The sequence below is a fragment of the Arachidicoccus sp. genome (assembly GCF_050436765.1).
Taxonomy (GTDB): Bacteria; Bacteroidota; Bacteroidia; order Chitinophagales; family Chitinophagaceae; genus Arachidicoccus.
In genome coordinates, this window is sequence record NZ_JBNQGD010000312.1 from 1 (window position 1) to 18,279 (window position 18,279).

Sequence of the window (18,279 nt, forward strand, 5' to 3'; positions counted from 1 at the left end):
AGAATGTCGGCAGCCATTTTTTTACCCCCTTCTCCACAACATTTTGACATGATCCGTTTTTACTGGTAAAAAATAGCGTCTAAATATCATCTTTTAGAACAATAGGAGGAACTTTAGGTGCTTTGATTTAGTCATTACGACGCCTTCTATGTTTGCGTCTATCTCTAAACTTCAAAATAGGAACTTTATTCTCAGTTCCTTTTAAAATACGGTTAATATTCTTTTGGTGTGTAAGCACAAGCATTAATGCAACAGCAATTGAGAATACGCGGTAAAAGGTAGAATCATCGTTAAATATAAAGAGAATCATCACAGCGAAGGCAACACCGGAGAATATAGAACTAAGAGATACAAAACGAGTAAGATATAAAACCAATAAAAATACACCAACGCAGCAGCCCGCAACCGAAGGTTGAATAGCCAAAATCATTCCGAATAAAGTAGCGACCCCCTTACCTCCTTTAAAATTGGCCCACAAAGGGAAAATATGTCCAATCACGGCAGCAAGTCCTAGGCCAATCATCAGATTGGTACGTTGTAGACTATCCGTCACCGCATATTTATGTATCAAAAAAACCAATAATGCAGCAGCTGCACCTTTAGACATATCCACAATCATTACAAGTGTACCCCACTTAGAACCCAACACCCTGAAAGTATTGGTAGCTCCAGCGTTGCCACTTCCATAATCACGGATATCTATTCCAAAAAAATACTTACTGACCCAAACAGAAGTAGGAATAGAACCTAACATATATGCGATAATCAATAATAGTAACTCTTGCATTAATTCTCTTTCTTCAAAATATACGAGTAGCAAATATAGTTTCTTTAAGTCAAATAAACAATCTAATATCTAACACTTGTTATTCTAATTCCCAGATCATCGAAATCCATTGAGCGCGCTTTTCAGTATTTTTATGCCTGAGCCCCGACATCGAAAATGTTTGAATGATGTCATTTTCATCTTCTAATAATAATCCGCTCAATAACAATATCCCATTCTTGCAAAGCTGATTGACTAATGTTTCGGCATTAGCGATGATGACATTTTTATTGATATTTGCTAGGATAATCGCATACTTATCTTCCGTCAAGGCAGTATGTGCCTTCTCTATTTTAATTTTTCGACAATGATTCGCTTCTACATTTTCTAGTGCATTTTCAATCGACCAATCATCATTATCTAAAGCTATTATTTCTGAAGCACCTAACATCTCGGCTAAAATAGCCAAGACACCAGTGCCTGTGCCAAAGTCCAATACGTTTTTCAGCCCAAAATTCAGGTGTCGCATCTGCTGAATCATCATAAAAGTCGTGGCATGATGTCCCGTTCCAAAACTCATCTTTGGTGTAATCAATATCTCGTGTTCAACATCAAATTTTTGCTTATGAAATATTGCTCGGACCGCAACAAAATCATCTACCACAACCGGGGCGAAATTTGACTCCCACAAGGCATTCCAATTTTGTTCCTCAATGTTTTCTAACCGAAAGTCGAACTGAGCCTCAGCCGCTAACTTTCTCAATTCATTTTCATCATAGAGTTCCGTGTTGATGAAAGCCTTCAATGAATTATCTGTCTCTTCAAATCCATTAAAACCTAACTCATCCAACAGCGCAATTAATAGCTCTGACTTTTCTCTATTAATATGCTCAATAATAATTTCTGTATAGGTTTTCATAGAATACTGTCGATTTATAATTCACTGCAAAAATATTACTACTCTTGCACAATTCATCATTCCTTTACCAATTTTGATTTAGTGAACTACCGCCCATGGCAAAATCAATAGGCTGGGCGTCAGGCGTACATCTCTATCCCATCTATGGCCAAGCCAGGCTATCCCAATTTTGAAATTGAGGCATCGAGCTAATATTGACCACGTCATTTCCTTATTCATTATATTGCTGGTTTGCCCATTTCTAAAATCATTCTAAGTCAAAACAAGAATCTACACGTTAAATATGGTTGTTGCAATCTGTATATTTGCTTTACTTTCTAAAAAGTATGCGTATAAAATATATTTTGCTCTGACGGTTTTTCGTCTGCTCTATCCTTGCGCATAACCGTGATACTACCGTCGGTACATCTTTTCACCAGGTCAATGTTTGCCGCTTACATCCAACTCACATCTGTTGATGAATTGGTTTTACGCCACACTTTATAAGCTTTGGAGGTAAATTACAAGGCAAAAATTATTCCACTCCTTTTACATTCATTTTCAAAGTATATACAGCCTTGCTCGCAGTTATAAATAATAAGTTACGCTTTTTACCACCAAAACATATATTGCCGGTCCAATTTTGAGGGATAGAGATATGGCCAACTAGCTTACCTTTTTTATTATAAATAGTTACGCCATTACCACATAGATAAACATTCCCCTGGTTATCAAGGGTCATTCCATCTGAGCCTTGTGTGACAAATAATTGACGATCATATAGTGTACCGTCTTTGTGAATTTTGTATCTAAAAGTTTTGCCGGCTTCAATATCTGCGACATATAAATATTTCCCATTCGGTGTTCCAACGATACCATTGGGTTTTAAAAGAGCATCTTCTACAACAATAGGATCATGTTTTCCTTTTGGAAGAAAATAAACCCGCTGCGCCTTAATATCTGGCTTTTTACGTACCCAGTAGGACCTTTGATAATAAGGGTCGGTGAAATAAATTCCACCATTTTCATTTATCCACAAATCATTAGGCCCATTCAATCTTCTTCCTTGAAACCCGGTCATTAATACCTTAATATTTTTTTCACGACTAATCGACCATAATTCATCTTTTTCATCTGCACAAGCAATTAAATCTCCTTGAGGATTAAAATATAAGCCATTGGAGTGACCCGTCTTATCCATGAAAACGGAAAGCCGTCCTGCTGTAGAATATTCCCAAATCCTATCATTGGGCTGATCCGTAAAAAATATATCGCCTTGTTTATCTACAGCCGGGCCTTCCGAAAATGAGAATTGATCTGAAATTAAATTCAATGTTGCGCCCTTTGCTGCCAAGGGTAATTTTTCAAAACTACCATTATCATTCTGTCCAAATAAGAAACCTCCACAAAGCAAAAAAAGCAATAGGAAAGGAATAGAAAAACGATTATAATTCATTTCTACAAATCTTTATTTGACAAAAAGTAACAGACACTTTAGAAACCACTTTAAGAAAATACTTCTTTTAATTTATCAAAGAAGCCTTTTTCACTTTTTGACGGGTGCGGTTGAAAATTCTCACTTTCCCTCATTGCTTCCAGGACTGCTTTTTCCTCGGTAGAAAGATTCTGAGGTGTCCAAACATTTACATTAATCAACTGATCGCCTTTTCTTCCATACCCATTTATTTCCGGGAATCCTTTTCCTTTCAATCGGAAAATCTTTCCACTTTGTGTTCCCGGCGGAATTTTTATTTTGGCCCGACCATCAATGGTAGGAACTTCCACTTGTGCGCCAAAGACCGCATCGGTGAATGAAATAAATAAATCATATCCGACATTTAATCCATCACGATGTAGCTCTTTGTGTGCTTCTTCTTCGATAGCAATAATTAAATCACCGGGCGCCCCGCCCCGCATACCTGCATTTCCTTTACCACTCATACTCAACTGCATACCATCATACACACCACCTGGGATATTGATACTCACCGTTTCTTCATCATAAGAACGGCCATCACCTTTACAAGTAGTACATTTTGCAGAAATAGTTGAACCCTCTCCCTGACAGGTAGGACATACAACGACAGTTTGCATCTGACCTAAAAAGGTAGATTGTACTTTTCGCACTTGTCCACTTCCACCACAAGTCTTACAAACATGCACGCTGCTTGCATCTTTCGCCCCATTGCCTTTACAAGAATTACAAACAACGTATTTCTTAATTTTAATATTCTTGGTCACACCATTGGCCATCTCTTCATAATTAAGCCTAATCTTCACACGAAGATTGCTGCCGCGAGAGCCTTGTGAACGCTGCCCGCCATGGCCGCCACCACCAAAAAAGTCAGAAAAACCGCCACCACCAAATATATCTCCAAATTGGCTAAAAATATCATTCATATCCATTCCACCACCCCCGAAAGGGTTACCTCCACTCATACCAGGGCCAAAAGCCTGATGTCCATATCTATCGTACTTGGCGCGTTTATCTACATCACTTAAAATTTCATAAGCTTCGGCTGCTTCTTTAAATTTCTCCTCAGCTTCCGCATCTCCCGGGTTTCTATCGGGGTGAAACTGCATGGCGACTTTGCGATAAGCCTTTTTTATTTCGTCTCCGCTAGCCGTTTTGGTAACACTTAATATTTCGTAATAATCTCTTTTCATCTTAATAAATTATTTTCCTACTACCACCTTCGCAAAGCGAATAAGTTTGTCATTTAATAAATAGCCTTTCTGCACTTCGTCAATTATTTTTCCACTTAGTTCGGGTGTCGGTGCAGGGATTTCAGCAATAGCTTCATGTTGTTCCACGTCGAAATCATTGTTTGCATTTTCTAATACTTTTACCCCTTTAGCTTGCATGACATTGCGAAATTTATTAAAAACTAAAGCAGCTCCTTCTTTCACATGCTTAATATCAGTATCAGTTTGCATTTGTTTTTCCGCACGATCACAATCGTCCAATACATCTAATAAGGAAACGATGATATCTTTTCCAGCAGTTTGAATTAACTCCATACGTTCCTTAGCGGTCCTTCTCTTATAATTTTCAAATTCTGCTAAAAGACGGACAAATTTATCTTTCTGCTCGTCTAACTGTTGCTGCAGCTTTTCTGTTTCAGAAACCTGTACTTCTTCAACCAATTCATTTTCATTTGTCTCGGCTGATTGATTTTCATTTGTTTCCTCTAAAGATTCTCGTTCTTTACCTTGATTTTCCTGTTTACTCATGATATCAAATATTAATTAGTTAACCAATCCAAATTTTCTGCCGAATTAATAAAACAGCAAAATTGACATAAATAGATGAGATTGTGTGACAATTTTCACCAAATTATTTGTCATTCAACTGTCAATAATGAAAATGTTTCGCTAAAACTTATGGAAACAGCTTTTGATTGATTAATTTTGCCAAAATTTTAATTTAATAACAAATGATTGAGACTGATATATGTATCATCGGGACGGGACCTGTAGGTTTGTTTGCAGTTTTTGAAGCCGGCCTATTAAAAATGCGTTGCCATTTAATCGACGCACTACCTCAAGTTGGAGGTCAACTTTCTGAAATTTATCCACATAAACCTATTTACGATATTCCGGGTTATCCTTCCATTAATGCACAAGAGTTAGTAGATAATTTAATGCAGCAGATTGAACCATTCCATCCTACCTATACGCTGGGAGAAAGAGTGGAAACCATTGCAAGACAAGACGACAAATCTTTTGTCATAGGAACAAATGAAGACACGCAAGTACACTGCAAAGTAATTGTTATTGCTGGCGGGCTGGGCTGTTTCGAGCCAAGAAAACCTGCCATAGAGCGCTTGGAAGAATTTGAACATGGCAAAGGTGTAGCTTATATGGTAAAAAATCCGGAGACATTCCGTGATAAAGAAATCGTTTTGGCCGGCGGGGGCGATTCCGCTCTTGATTGGGCTATCTTCCTTTCTAATATCTCCAAAAAAGTTACATTGGTTCATCGCGGCGAAACGTTTAGAGGAGCTCCTGATTCCGCGGAAAAAGTATTTAATCTTGCAAAAGAAGGCAAAATAGATCTAATTCTTAAAGCTAACCTTACTAAAATTGACGGCAATGGAACACTTAAGGAAGTATTTTACGAAGACGAGCTTAAACAAATGCAATCTATTCAAGCGGATTATCTGATACCCCTATTTGGGCTAAGTCCTAAGCTCGGACCTATTGCTAACTGGGGACTCGGAATAGAAAAGTCCCAAATAGTAGTGGACACGACAGACTACTCGACAAATGTGGAAGGAATATATGCCATCGGTGACATCAACACTTACCCGGGTAAATTAAAGTTAATTCTATGCGGTTTTCATGAGGGTGCCATTATGATGCAAAGCGCATTTAAACATGTATTCCCCGACAAGCATTTGAGCTTTAAATATACTACGGTAAATGGTGTACATGAATTTTAAGCAGCATTTAAACCCGATTAAAAGCCTTTCAAATTAACTTTGAAAGGCTTTTTTCTTTACTCAAAACCACTCATCCCCTATTTGCGTAGATACTTCCGGAAAGAAATTGTTATTAATCGACTAAATTTCTGTTAACGACAAAATAATTGTAAGGATTACGCTTTTCCACGACTTATATTGTGTAAGAATTAAATAATTACTTTTTAAAAATGTATTTTATGAAAAGAATTTTTTTATGCATTGTTTTAACAATGGCAATTTCAACAACCATTTTTGGTAATCCAATTAGGCAAAATTCACGCTCTCAGACCCACACCTATATAGATACTGCCACATTTGCTTTAGGGTGCTTTTGGTGCACAGAAGCAAAGTTCAAAGAATTAGAGGGTGTAATAAAAGTTACTTCCGGCTTTTCGGGTGGGCATACCGCAAATCCCACTTATGAACAAGTATGTACAGGGACAACCGGTCATGCAGAAGCCTGCAATATCGTGTATGATCCAAAAAAAATTAGCTTTGCTGAATTACTTCAAGTATTTTTTACCACACATGATCCTACGCAATTAAATAGACAAGGAAATGACGTAGGTACGCAATACCGTTCGGCTATTTTTTATCGCAACGCTCAACAAAAGAATGAAGCAGAATATTATATCAAAAGATTAAATCAGGAAAAAGCATATCCAAAGCCAATTGTAACTCAAGTTGTACCATTTACAATTTTTTATAAAGCGGAAGGATACCATCAAGATTATTTCAGCAGAAATGGCAACGAACCCTATTGTAAATATGTCATTCAGCCGGAATTGGATAAATTTAGAAAAGCATTTGCGAGTAAATTAAAAAAACAATACAAATAATATATATATGAAACCGCTCATTATTTTATCGACCCTTTTCTTCTTTGCATTTGCAAGTTGCACTGCGCAGAATAAGAAATCAGAAACTGTCCGTCAGAAAAACCCATATTATTCTCGTACCGATACAAATAAGTTGCATGTATCCGATGCAGAATGGAAAAAAATCTTACCGCCTGCTGTATATGCTACAGCGCGGGAAGCTGCCACAGAAAGACCATTTACCGGAAAATATTGGAACGCAGATGCAAAGGGCACCTATTATTGCGCAGTGTGTGGCAACAAACTATTTAGATCCGATGAAAAATTCTCGAGCACATGTGGATGGCCCAGTTTTTTCGAGCCTTCCAGAAAAAACAGCGTAATTTATCGTGAAGATAAATCTCTCGGAATGGATCGTACAGAAGTGCTTTGTGCCCGTTGTGGTTCACACCTCGGACATGTTTTTAATGACGGTCCAGCACCTACTTATAAACGATTTTGCATGAACTCCATCGTACTGGATTTTGTACCGGATAAGTGAAGGCAATGAATAAAAGATTTTGCGCTTCGCGACGCAGCGCGATTTGCCTACGCTTACCGGTAAGCTTGAAGTCTTGCGCACGCTTAACAAGTGTATATACCGATCCCTTAGAAAATTTTTAATTCTTATACTGCCTATATGCATAGTCGGTATAAGAATTAACCGCTTATATCTCAAAGACTAAAGATTTATTTTTTGTTGGAGCGTTACGCAACATTATGTGAACACGCGCAAGTAGAAAGCATTTCAAAATTAATATTTTGGAAGGATTTATCCCGCACCTCCTATAGCTCAGCTTAAAAGTTTACAAGCACCAGAAATTTAAGAACGATTCAAAAGAAGCAGTCCATGGCCAAAGGCATTTTTGCGATTGACGATTATAGTTTCTCCCAGTAAATGGATTATCAAATTATCAAATAGGCGAATTATCAAATTATCAAATTATCTTTGCGGGCATTATGGTAAAATTTACAGTTGAAGATAGAGACGGCTCCCGTAAAGAATTAGAAGCTCCGGACGACATGAACCTAAGTCTGATGGAAACGCTAAAGGCTTTTGAATATAATATTATGGCTACTTGCGGCGGTATGGCTTTATGCGCTACATGCCATGTAAAGTTCTCTGCAGGTTTGGAAAATCTACCCAGAAAAAATGACGCAGAAATGGATATGCTGGATACCTTACCAGATGCAGATGAAAGTAGCCGGTTGGCCTGTCAACTACGAGTAGATGCGACCTTAGAAAATGCCAGATTTAAAATTTGCGGAGAAGAAGAATAATTTTTTTATAAACAAAAATTCCTGCGGGAGTTTTTTTTATTTAACAACACTGAAAAAGCTCAATTCCATATTTACTCATTTTGGCCGATATGTTTTGATGTTAAAAAATATGTTTTCTAAGCCAGACAACTGGCGGATGTATCGGAAACAGTTTTTTGAGCAATGCAATTTTGTCGGTATGCAAGCACTACCGGTAGTCGCCATTATTTCTTTGTTTCTAGGAATGGTAATGACTTTACAGGCAGCTTACATGCTGAACAATCCTATTGTACCAAAGTCAGTTATAGCAACTGTTGTACGAGACAGTATGCTGCTAGAGATTGCCCCCACAGGCATTTCAGCAATTTTAGCGGGTATTGTCGGCTTTAAAATCACTTCAGAAATTGGCTATATGCGCCTTTATGAGCAGATTGATGCGATGGAAATGATGGGTGTGCAATCACTTAATTATATTGTTTTGCCCCGTATTGCTGCAGCAATGCTTACCATCCCATGTCTTATAATTTTTGCTCTTACACTCAGTATGTTTGGCGGATACGTAGTAGCGGTATTTTCCAGTCGTGTCCCCATTGATTATTATCTGACTGGTCTAATTACCAATTTCAAACCATATGAAGTCCTGGTTGCCGCTGTAAAAACGATTACTTTCTCTTTTGTCATTTCAAGTGTTGCTTGTTACTTAGGCTATTATTTTAATGGCAGTAGTGTCGAACTCAGCAGGACCTCCACACGATCGGTGACACTGAACTGTGTGCTGATTCTTGCTTTAGATTATATTATTACAAGCTATATGTTGTAGTAAAACACCTTCAGCTAGACGGATATTACGCTCCATTCTATAAAGTATTCTTTAATTAAGGTCACATTATCCACAAAATGTAAAACAACTCTGAATTATCTTTTAAAATTGCTTGCAATAATGTAAATTTGCGCAATTTATATTTTTACCATTATGCCAAAAGACATTTCTATAAAATCGGTTTTAATTATCGGTTCAGGACCTATTATAATTGGGCAGGCCTGCGAATTTGATTATTCTGGTTCTCAAGCAGCTAGAAGCCTTACAGAAGAAGGTGTTAAAGTTACCCTTATTAATAGTAACCCGGCCACGATTATGACCGATCCAATGATGGCAGACAAAGTTTATCTCCTACCCTTGGAAATAGAAAGTATTGAAAAGATTTTACAAGAAAATGAAATTGATGCTGTATTGCCAACAATGGGTGGTCAAACAGCCTTGAACCTCTGCAAGGAAGCGGACGAATTAGGTATTTGGGAAAAATACAATATTCGTTTGATTGGTGTGGACATCAAAGCAATAGACAAAGCAGAAGATCGTGAACTATTTCGTCAATGGATGATTAGAATGGGTATACAAGTAGCGCCCGCCAAAACTGCGAATAGTTTTTTAGAAGGGAAGGAATTTGCCCAAGAAATCGGATTCCCATTGGTTATCCGCCCCTCCTATACTTTAGGCGGTACAGGCGGTGGCTTTGTACATACCAAAGATGATCTGGATGAAGCATTGAATCGCGGCTTACAAGCATCGCCAATACACGAAGTATTGGTAGAAAAAGCCGTATTAGGATGGAAAGAATTTGAATTAGAATTATTACGCGATGCAGCAGATAATGTTGCTATTATTTGTACTGTCGAGAATTTTGACCCAATGGGTATCCATACTGGTGATAGTATTACGGTAGCACCTGCAATGACATTGAGCGATACCGCCTTTCAAGAAATGCGCAATACAGCTATAAGAATTATGCGAGATTTGGGCAATTTTGCCGGAGGTTGTAATATTCAATTTTCACTTAATCCAGAAACGGAAGAACTAATCGCTATTGAAATCAACCCTCGTGTGAGTCGTTCATCAGCGTTAGCATCAAAAGCAACAGGCTACCCTATCGCAAAAATTGCTGCTAAATTGGCGATTGGATATAACTTAGATGAGCTCAAAAATCAAATTACAAAAACGACCTCGGCTTATTTTGAACCGGCTTTAGATTATGTAATTGTAAAAATACCTCGTTGGAATTTCGATAAGTTTAAGGGAGCTGACGATACATTGGGGTTACAAATGAAAAGCGTGGGTGAAGTAATGGCCATCGGTCGTAGCTTTACGGAAGCTATTCAAAAAGCCTGTCAAAGCTTGGAAAACGATGCATTAGGATTAGGCTATTATGGTAAAAATCAAATGAAAGCGGCCGACTTGGTCGAGTATATAAAAATCCCAAAATGGGATAGAATTTTCCGTATCAAAGATGCTTTGATGTTAGGTGTAACTTCTAAAACGATTGTACAAGCTACACACATAGACCCTTGGTTCATCTACCAGATACAGCAACTTTGCGATATTGAGAAGGAAATTGCAAAACATTCTTTAGACACTCTTCCTTTGGATTTACTAAAGACTGCTAAAAAGAACGGTTTTAGTGATGCGCAAATAGCGAAAATTGTTCACGGCGATTGTGAAGATGAACAAATTTATGAAAAACGTAAAGCTGCCGGCATTACACGTGTTTATAAGATGGTAGATACTTGCAGCGCAGAATTTGAAGCAAAGACCCCATATTTTTATAGTAGCTTTGAGGGATAAACTCAATTAACTAATTTTTTGAATGATGAATATTGAGTGAGCTTTCATCCCATATTCATCATTCTTCATTTATTTATTCAATAAAATGTTTACAGGCATTATTGAAACAGTAGGTGTTGTGACAGATATTCTCGTCAATGGTAGCAATAAATCCTTTTGGATAAAATGCACTTTGGCTTCCGAATTTAAAGTCGACCAAAGTATCTGCCACCAAGGTGTTTGTTTAACAGTGGAAAACATCCAAAACGATACGTATAAAGTAACCGCAATTGAAGAAACACTGAAGAAGACCAATTTAAATGATTGGAGGATAGGAGACAAAATAAATATTGAACGCTGCATGATAATGAATGGCAGACTAGATGGTCATATTGTGCAAGGTCACGTAGACGCAACAGCAATCTGCACATCTAAACTAGATGCAAAAGGCAGTTGGGAATTTACATTTTCTTATCCTTTTTCTTTTGCACATTTACTAATTGAAAAGGGCTCTATTGCAGTGAATGGTACAAGTTTAACTTGTTTTAATATAAAAGAAAATAGTTTTACAGTAGCTATTATTCCTTATACCTTTGAACATACTAGCATTCACAATGTGTCAGTTGAAAGTATTGTAAATATCGAGTTTGATGTGATTGGGAAATATATTGCTCGCATGCAATCCTTGAAATAATTTATCCGTTTGTTTAAAAAAATCATTATGCCTGAACTTTCTATAGGAGATGCAATGAAAAATTTTCTACAAAAAAGCAGATTAAAAAATGGTGTAAGGACTGCTCAGTTGGAGGAAATCTGGAAAGAGATGATGGGTGAAGTCATTGCAAGATACACAGATAAACTACAAATTGTCAATCAAAAACTTTTTATTAAAACCAACAACGGAGCACTTAGAAATGAGTTGATGTACCAAAAGCTTCAAATCATTTCCCTTATCAATGAAAAGATGGGGGCCGGTACTATTACCGAAGTCATTTGCACTTAGAAATCACTTGGTACTCATATTATTCAACTACAACATAATCCGATAGATAATAAGTGCTCTGAGTTTTTAGTAACTTAGCATCGGGAATCTCAATTTTAATAGTGTGCTTACCCTCGTTTAAAGCACCCAAATCAACTATATGTATCGGCACGGGTGCACCAGGACACCAGCTTCTGCGTTCTTTGGAAATACCGCCTCTGTTGTAAATACCATTGAATCGGGTATTATATACTTCAAAAGGAACACAATTTTGCTTTACATCCAATCGTTTTACAGCCTTACCATCCAGAAATACAATATGTTCTCGCCAATTATATTCTTCGCCTCCTTCGGCTGCACCGTGACCGGAAGAAATAATATAAAGTTTGGCTGATTTCGAAGATCTCGCCAGTGTAAAATAAGCCGCTTTAGCATTGTATCCATCACTCGTGTCTTCACCATTAAGGGGGTAATAATTTAATAATGGATAGACTTTTAACTGGCTATTGTTTTTCTGCTCATTGGAAATAAAACTGACCGACGCGATGTAGGTCAATAAAGATCCGCCGCAACCAATTGTTTCTTTTTGCCCGGCGCCAGTCGTACCAAAAATATCTACCTTAAGCCAAATATCTATCGAAGAATTTTTAAATAATCCCACCAATTGACTGATATCTGCAGCATATGGAATATTGTCTGGTTGTCTAGTTCGATAATTAAAAGGCGTCATTATACGTAATAACTCTATGCCTTGAGCCGAGGCATCGTTATAGTTTGTATTTTTATGAGCGTAAATAAGTGTCACCCTCCCAATTCTATCATAATCGTCACAACCGTTCTTTACTATCACTTTTACCGATAATGAATCACCTACCTGTTGTTTCTCTGCTTCCGTAAGTTTCCGTAAATAAGAAGTATTATCCAATTGTACAACATCATTGGATGTAGGTTCATTTATCGGTTTGTTGGAATAACCATCAAAAAAAAAACATCTTTAAATATAGGTATTGTAACTATATGCTTAGACTGGGCGAAGCAAAGTCCACTACCCAAAACGAAAAGAACAATTATGAAAAAATATTTTTTCATCAAAACGATTTAGTTAATGTGAGTAATCTTCCCCTTTAAATTCATTCAATATCTTAGTAACTGCCCGCCCGTCAGTTGAAAGTTTTTCATCTTCCGAAACCGCATTAAAATAATGCTCCGCTTTAGGAGCATCCTTTGCAGTTGCTCCAGCTTTTAAATACATTAAAATAGCTTCAACAGCATAGGGTTTCTTGATATTTTTATCTAAAAAATTGGCCAAATCATTTCTTTTAACTTGTTGAGCGGAATCAATTCTGCTATTTATTGATTGAAGGCTTAAAGAATCTTTTGTATTTAAACCTCTTTTGTGCCAGCCCATTACACGTACAAAACGATCAATCTTTATGTATTTCTTTTTAAATGCTATATATTCTTTCTGTATATGCGAACCGGTAACAATAGCTCTACCCAAATTCCCTTCAGCATGAATGTTTATAATTCCTTTACTTAAGTAGAGGGACAAAAGGTTAGGATCCGATTCAGGTTCTGGAGATGAATTCGGTCTTGTAAATTGCAACGCAGCTTTTACGGTTACGTCTGCTTTACCAGAAAAGCTAAACAGATTGTTTTTAATAATAACGCTATCAATAATAGTTTTTCCTTCTAATTGGTATTGAAAATATACGCATCGACCCGTTGCATCATAGGAAGGAAAATTGACTCTTGCAATCAACTTAAACGGCACAACATTTTCTTTTTGCGGAAAAGCAATCATGGGGAAAATGACTAAAAGCAATATTGAAAAAAATTTCATAAAATCTTTAACTTGAATATTGGACAATAATTTTGCTCCATATCATTTTTTAAATGAAGGCAAATCATTAATTGATTTTATTATTTTCTTTTGACACTTCATTTTCCTTCGGCAATAAACGCATTCTTACTTTCTCAACGGAGCTTCTGTACATTTTCAAAATCGTAATTTCGTATCCATCAGAATGTAATACTTCACCTTCTACCGGCACACTGCCATGCTGATAGGTAATTAATCCTGAAAGAGTAGAATAATCATCAATTTCAGGCAATTTCAATGGCAAAAATTCATTGATATCTTCAATAGTTTCGTGGGATTGTACTAAGAAGCTCCCATCAATTTGCACTTCTACAATCGGTTGTTCTGCATCATGTTCATCCTGAATGTCGCCCACTAATTCCTCTAAAATATCTTCCATCGTTACAATACCCGCAATGTCACCGTATTCATCAGTAACGACTGCTATTTGCAAATGGTCTTTTTGAAAAGAGCGTAATAGGTCTTTTATTTTCATACTGTCAGGAATATAAAAAACAGGTCTCAATATTTTTTTTATTTCTCCCGACTTTCCGGCATTTACAAATTGCAAAATATCTTTTATGGTCAAAATGCCCACCAAGTCATTTAGCGTTTCCCGATAAACCGGATAACGAGAATAACCTTCCTCAACCACTGTCTTCACAATTTCATCAAAACTTACATCAATATCTAATGCCACAATATCCTTTCGGTGCGTGAGGATATCACGCACACGACTCGAGTCAAAGTCAAATACATTATTGATTAATTCCCGTTCCGAATCTTCAATTTCCCCTCCTTCTTCACTTTCGGAAATAATCATTTTTATCTCTTCTTCAGTATGAATATCCTGATCTTTTATTGGGTCTACACCAAGAATGCGCAAAACAAAATTAGCCAAGGTATTTAAGAGAAAAATGAAAGGCCGGAAAACAAAATAAAATGCACGCAACGGTAGTGCGACCAACAAAGTGGTAGGGGCAGCCTTACGTATGGCTATAGACTTGGGGGCCAATTCTCCAAAAACTATATGAAGAATAGTAATTAAAATAAATGCAATTACTATGGCAATTTTATCGGCCGAAGTAGCTGCTATGGGAAAATTGAAAAGCAAAAAGAGTTTTTGTACATACGCTGTCATTACCGATTCTCCCACCCAACCTAGGCCTAAAGATGCAAGTGTGATGCCTAACTGGGTAGCAGCTAAATAATTATCTAGGTTGCTGGTTACTGTTTTTGCAACATTAATCAATTTGGGAGAAACTCCTTTTGTACTGGTAATTTGAGAAGAACGAACTTTTACAATGGCAAACTCCGCGGCTACAAAAAATCCGTTTAATAACACCAGAAAAATAGTCAGAAAGACTTTGTATATTTCGGCTGTATGCTCAGCCGGAGGTATATCTGCAATCATTTTTTATTGAATGAATAAATACAATATTAAGCTATTTGTCCTTAAAGATAAAATTTTTCCAAATACAGTCTATTTATATAATAAACTGTAAAACCAAAAAAATTAGTTTTCGGCAGTTTACTAGCATTACTCACCAAAGGGAATTGGTTAAAAATCATTGGTTTCAGACTCCTCACCCTGCTCCTCCTCATTTTCTGTATCCGGGGAATCTCCTTCTTCTCCAAAACCTTCAGAATCTTTGTTTAGATCGTATTTTTCTTCAATGTCCAAAAATTGATTGTTCAATACATTACCTACACCATATTGCTGGGGGCCAATGCCTTCTACTCTGCTCACATATGGAAATTCTTTATCTCTGCTTTCGTCTTTGTTCACATTAATTAACTCCAACTGGAAAACCCAGTTTTTTACAAAATCATATTCATAAATAAAATGCTGATTTGTGTCGCGTATTTCTGATCCGATAATGGTCTCGGACATCAATAACGGCTCCGTACGATAAACTTTATCGTATTTTGCCAAACTTATCTCACGACCATGTAGCCAGGCATCATTACTACGATAAAAAGTAGCCTGATGCTTATGATCAAATCCGTAAGCATCCAAAATACTTGAATGAAGTTGCTCAAAATTCTGCGTATGCTTTATCACGATATCACGGTATACACCAAAGTCATCTTCAAGATAAACACGAAATTTAAGTAAGGCCATTTTAATCTTTATTAATTATATTATGATCTGTATTCAGGTAATAACAGCAAAAATTGTGCACAAACTTATTTGACAGGTTTCAACCCCAATTCAGCAGCTTTATTAATCATTAATTGGTAAGCCGCATCGAAATCGTTGGTAATTTCACCATCTAGAATAGCCTCTCTAATCGTATCTTTAATGATCCCCACGTTCTTACAAGGAGTAAGATTAAAAGTTTGCATAATTAACTCTCCAGAAATAGGTGGCTGCCAATTACGCATTTTGTCGGCCTCTTCCACCTCTGTCATTCGCTTGCGCACCAATTCAAAATTTTGAATATAGCGACGAACTTTATTAGGATTTTTGCTGGTAATATCGGCCTCACAAAGCGTCATTAAATCATCTACTGTTTCACCCGCATCAAACAACAAACGACGCACGGCGCTATCAGTAATATTTTCTTTGGTAAGACTCACAGGGCGCATGTGCAAGGAAACAAGCTTTTGCACAAATTTCATTTTATCATTCAAAGGCAATTTCAATTGCGCAAAGATTTGTGGGACCATTTTGGCGCCTAAAATTTCATGTCCGTGAAAAGTCCATCCTTGTCCTTTTTCAAATCTTTTTGTGGCAGGCTTGCCAATATCATGCAACAAAGCAGCCCATCGTAACCAAAGGTTATCAGTTTTGGCGGCAATGTTATCAATTACCTGAATGGTGTGATAAAAATTATCTTTATGCCCCACTCCCTCAATATTTTCTGCACCTGCCAAAGCAGTCATTTGCGGAAAAATAATTTGTAACAATCCGGTTTTGAACAACAAATCCCAGCCAATCGATGGTCGTTTAGCCAACATTATCTTATTCAATTCATCTGTAATACGTTCTTTAGAGATAATTTTTATTCTTTCTTTTTCCCGGCCAACTGCCAGTAATGTATTCTCTTCAATAGTAAAATTCAATTGCGTTGCAAACCTAATTGCCCGTAACATGCGCAAAGGGTCATCACTAAAGGTTTCTTCGGGACTCAAGGGCGTGCGGATAATTTTGAATTGCAAATCTTTCAATCCTTTAAATGGATCAATCAACTCACCATAATCATCCTTATTCAAACTAATCGAAAGCGCATTGATTGTAAAATCTCTTCTGTTCTGATCATCTTCCAAAGTACCAGGTAACACTTCCGGCTTGCGACTATCGTCGCGGTAACTCTCCGTTCTCGCTCCCACTATTTCGATCTCAATATCCAGCAATTTTATTTGTGCTGTTCCAAAAGTCTTAAAGATGGTAACATGTGGTTTAGGTTGAAATTTCTCAGCAATTTTTTCGGCGAAAGCAATACCATTCCCAAGACAAACAATATCCACATCTTTAGTGGCCCGACCAATAATTTTGTCACGGACAAAGCCGCCAATCACGTAAGCGGGCGTATTTGTTTGAGCAGCAACTGCCGCTATCTTTTTAAAAATAAATAATTCTTTATCTGAGCAAGGTATTTGCATTATAATTTAAGCTTAAAGCTCTTTAATGGTGCGTAGGGCATTTCTACTCCATTCATTCAGCATAATAACATTAATTCAATTTTATTTCAAAGGTTTTTGGCCAATTTTTCCCCGTTACCAAAAACGAGTTTTTTGTAGAATCATAAGCAATACCGTTTAATACATTTGCTTCTACAACCGGTACACTGTTTTGCTGACGAATATTTGTCAAATCAATTGTGCCTACCACATTCCCCGTTTTTGGGTTTATTTTGACAATATTATTTGTCTCCCAAACATTCGAATAAATAATACCATCCACATATTCCAACTCATTAATCATCGGCAAAGGACCATAATTATTAGAAACGGGAACTGTTTTTACGATACTGAAATCTTCCGGATTAACATAATATAAATTACTGCTGCCCGTACTGATAATCAAATCTTTTCCGTCAGTAGTCATGCCCCAACCTTCGTATGGCCAAGTCATTTCTTTTATTTTATTCAGAGTAGGTAAATCGTAGACAAACACCTTATGTTTTTGATAAGTAAGCTGGTACAACTTATTATTGACGATGCTAATGCCTTCTCCAAAATATTCCGACGGAAGCGTTACAGACTGGGTTACTTTACCGCTTTTTAAATCGTACACCAATAGTTTACTATGTCCATTTAATCCAATGCTTTCGAACACCTGACCATCATGTAAAAAAAAGCCTTCTGTAAACGAATTGGGATCATGGGGATATACATTTACGACTTTATAAGGAATGTTTGCTGGTGCATCTATGCTAGTATCATCGCTATTACTTTGACTGTTGCTTTTATTATTTTTACATCCAAACGCCAATAACACTAAGGATACAATTAAATATTTTTTCATCAATTGATTTTTATTAGACGATTTTTTACAAAATATTATTTTGATTTATGAGCGCAAAAATAGGAACTCCATGCAACTTCTCGGGCATTAATTACAAATCTTACTGCAGTTCACTC

At 36.9% G+C, this 18,279-nt stretch carries 19 protein-coding genes; 8 read left to right on the forward strand and 11 right to left on the reverse strand.

The window, feature by feature from the left end; translation table 11 throughout:
• Positions 1 to 127: 127 nt before the first annotated feature.
• From plsY to ACQR30_RS13610, 5 genes are all read right to left on the reverse strand, one after another.
• Complete coding sequence (gene plsY / locus ACQR30_RS13590; protein WP_429736024.1) at positions 128 to 787, reverse strand: glycerol-3-phosphate 1-O-acyltransferase PlsY; 660 nt, start codon at positions 785 to 787, stop codon at positions 128 to 130.
• 79 nt (positions 788 to 866) lie between these two features.
• On the reverse strand, positions 867 to 1,685 hold the full coding sequence (prmA, locus tag ACQR30_RS13595) for a 50S ribosomal protein L11 methyltransferase (RefSeq protein ID WP_429736026.1): 819 nt from the start codon (positions 1,683 to 1,685) through the stop codon (positions 867 to 869).
• Positions 1,686 to 2,199: 514 nt separating this feature from the next.
• Positions 2,200 to 3,120 carry an SMP-30/gluconolactonase/LRE family protein gene (locus tag ACQR30_RS13600; protein WP_429736028.1) on the reverse strand — a complete coding sequence of 307 codons (921 nt, stop codon included), beginning with the start codon at positions 3,118 to 3,120 and terminating at the stop codon, positions 2,200 to 2,202.
• Between the two features lie 50 nt (positions 3,121 to 3,170).
• Positions 3,171 to 4,331: a molecular chaperone DnaJ gene (dnaJ, locus tag ACQR30_RS13605; RefSeq protein WP_429736030.1), complete on the reverse strand. Its 1,161-nt coding sequence runs from the start codon at positions 4,329 to 4,331 to the stop codon at positions 3,171 to 3,173.
• 9 nt (positions 4,332 to 4,340) lie between these two features.
• Positions 4,341 to 4,898, reverse strand: a complete 558-nt coding sequence (locus ACQR30_RS13610; RefSeq protein WP_429736032.1) for a nucleotide exchange factor GrpE — start codon at positions 4,896 to 4,898, stop codon at positions 4,341 to 4,343.
• 203 nt (positions 4,899 to 5,101) lie between these two features.
• Here ACQR30_RS13610 and ACQR30_RS13615 point away from each other — a divergent pair, with 203 nt between their 5' ends.
• The 8 genes from ACQR30_RS13615 (at position 5,102) to ACQR30_RS13650 (ending at position 11,849) form a co-directional block, all read left to right on the forward strand.
• Positions 5,102 to 6,109 (forward strand): NAD(P)/FAD-dependent oxidoreductase, encoded by a 1,008-nt coding sequence (locus ACQR30_RS13615; protein ID WP_429736034.1) that lies wholly within the window; start codon positions 5,102 to 5,104, stop codon positions 6,107 to 6,109.
• Between the two features lie 218 nt (positions 6,110 to 6,327).
• Complete coding sequence (gene msrA, locus ACQR30_RS13620; protein WP_429736036.1) at positions 6,328 to 6,969, forward strand: peptide-methionine (S)-S-oxide reductase MsrA; 642 nt, start codon at positions 6,328 to 6,330, stop codon at positions 6,967 to 6,969.
• A gap of 7 nt (positions 6,970 to 6,976) precedes the next feature.
• Positions 6,977 to 7,489, forward strand: coding sequence for a peptide-methionine (R)-S-oxide reductase MsrB (msrB, locus tag ACQR30_RS13625; protein WP_429736038.1), 513 nt, complete (start codon positions 6,977 to 6,979; stop codon positions 7,487 to 7,489).
• A 458-nt stretch (positions 7,490 to 7,947) separates the two neighbouring features.
• Positions 7,948 to 8,268: a 2Fe-2S iron-sulfur cluster-binding protein gene (locus tag ACQR30_RS13630; protein WP_429736040.1), complete on the forward strand. Its 321-nt coding sequence runs from the start codon at positions 7,948 to 7,950 to the stop codon at positions 8,266 to 8,268.
• A 109-nt stretch (positions 8,269 to 8,377) separates the two neighbouring features.
• Positions 8,378 to 9,067 carry an MlaE family ABC transporter permease gene (locus ACQR30_RS13635; protein WP_429736042.1) on the forward strand — a complete coding sequence of 230 codons (690 nt, stop codon included), beginning with the start codon at positions 8,378 to 8,380 and terminating at the stop codon, positions 9,065 to 9,067.
• A 153-nt stretch (positions 9,068 to 9,220) separates the two neighbouring features.
• On the forward strand, positions 9,221 to 10,867 hold the full coding sequence (gene carB, locus ACQR30_RS13640; protein ID WP_429736044.1) for a carbamoyl-phosphate synthase large subunit: 1,647 nt from the start codon (positions 9,221 to 9,223) through the stop codon (positions 10,865 to 10,867).
• A gap of 85 nt (positions 10,868 to 10,952) precedes the next feature.
• Complete coding sequence (locus tag ACQR30_RS13645; RefSeq protein WP_429736046.1) at positions 10,953 to 11,540, forward strand: riboflavin synthase; 588 nt, start codon at positions 10,953 to 10,955, stop codon at positions 11,538 to 11,540.
• A gap of 27 nt (positions 11,541 to 11,567) precedes the next feature.
• Positions 11,568 to 11,849 carry a DUF721 domain-containing protein gene (locus ACQR30_RS13650; RefSeq protein ID WP_429736048.1) on the forward strand — a complete coding sequence of 94 codons (282 nt, stop codon included), beginning with the start codon at positions 11,568 to 11,570 and terminating at the stop codon, positions 11,847 to 11,849.
• Between the two features lie 19 nt (positions 11,850 to 11,868).
• Here ACQR30_RS13650 and ACQR30_RS13655 read toward each other — a convergent pair whose 3' ends face one another.
• From ACQR30_RS13655 to ACQR30_RS13680, 6 genes are all read right to left on the reverse strand, one after another.
• The gene (locus tag ACQR30_RS13655) at positions 11,869 to 12,786 is read right to left on the reverse strand and encodes a peptide-N-glycosidase F-related protein (RefSeq protein WP_429736060.1); all 918 of its coding nucleotides are present in this window, start codon (positions 12,784 to 12,786) and stop codon (positions 11,869 to 11,871) included.
• A gap of 144 nt (positions 12,787 to 12,930) precedes the next feature.
• Complete coding sequence (locus tag ACQR30_RS13660; protein ID WP_429736050.1) at positions 12,931 to 13,671, reverse strand: DUF4369 domain-containing protein; 741 nt, start codon at positions 13,669 to 13,671, stop codon at positions 12,931 to 12,933.
• Positions 13,672 to 13,738: 67 nt separating this feature from the next.
• Entirely contained in the window at positions 13,739 to 15,103 is a 1,365-nt protein-coding gene (locus ACQR30_RS13665) for a hemolysin family protein (protein WP_429736052.1), read from the reverse strand.
• Positions 15,104 to 15,250: 147 nt separating this feature from the next.
• The gene (locus tag ACQR30_RS13670) at positions 15,251 to 15,814 is read right to left on the reverse strand and encodes an IS1096 element passenger TnpR family protein (protein ID WP_429736054.1); all 564 of its coding nucleotides are present in this window, start codon (positions 15,812 to 15,814) and stop codon (positions 15,251 to 15,253) included.
• 65 nt (positions 15,815 to 15,879) lie between these two features.
• Positions 15,880 to 17,298 carry a CCA tRNA nucleotidyltransferase gene (locus tag ACQR30_RS13675; RefSeq protein ID WP_429736056.1) on the reverse strand — a complete coding sequence of 473 codons (1,419 nt, stop codon included), beginning with the start codon at positions 17,296 to 17,298 and terminating at the stop codon, positions 15,880 to 15,882.
• Between the two features lie 70 nt (positions 17,299 to 17,368).
• Entirely contained in the window at positions 17,369 to 18,163 is a 795-nt protein-coding gene (locus tag ACQR30_RS13680) for a glutaminyl-peptide cyclotransferase (protein WP_429736058.1), read from the reverse strand.
• Between the last annotated feature and the right edge of the window lie 116 nt (positions 18,164 to 18,279).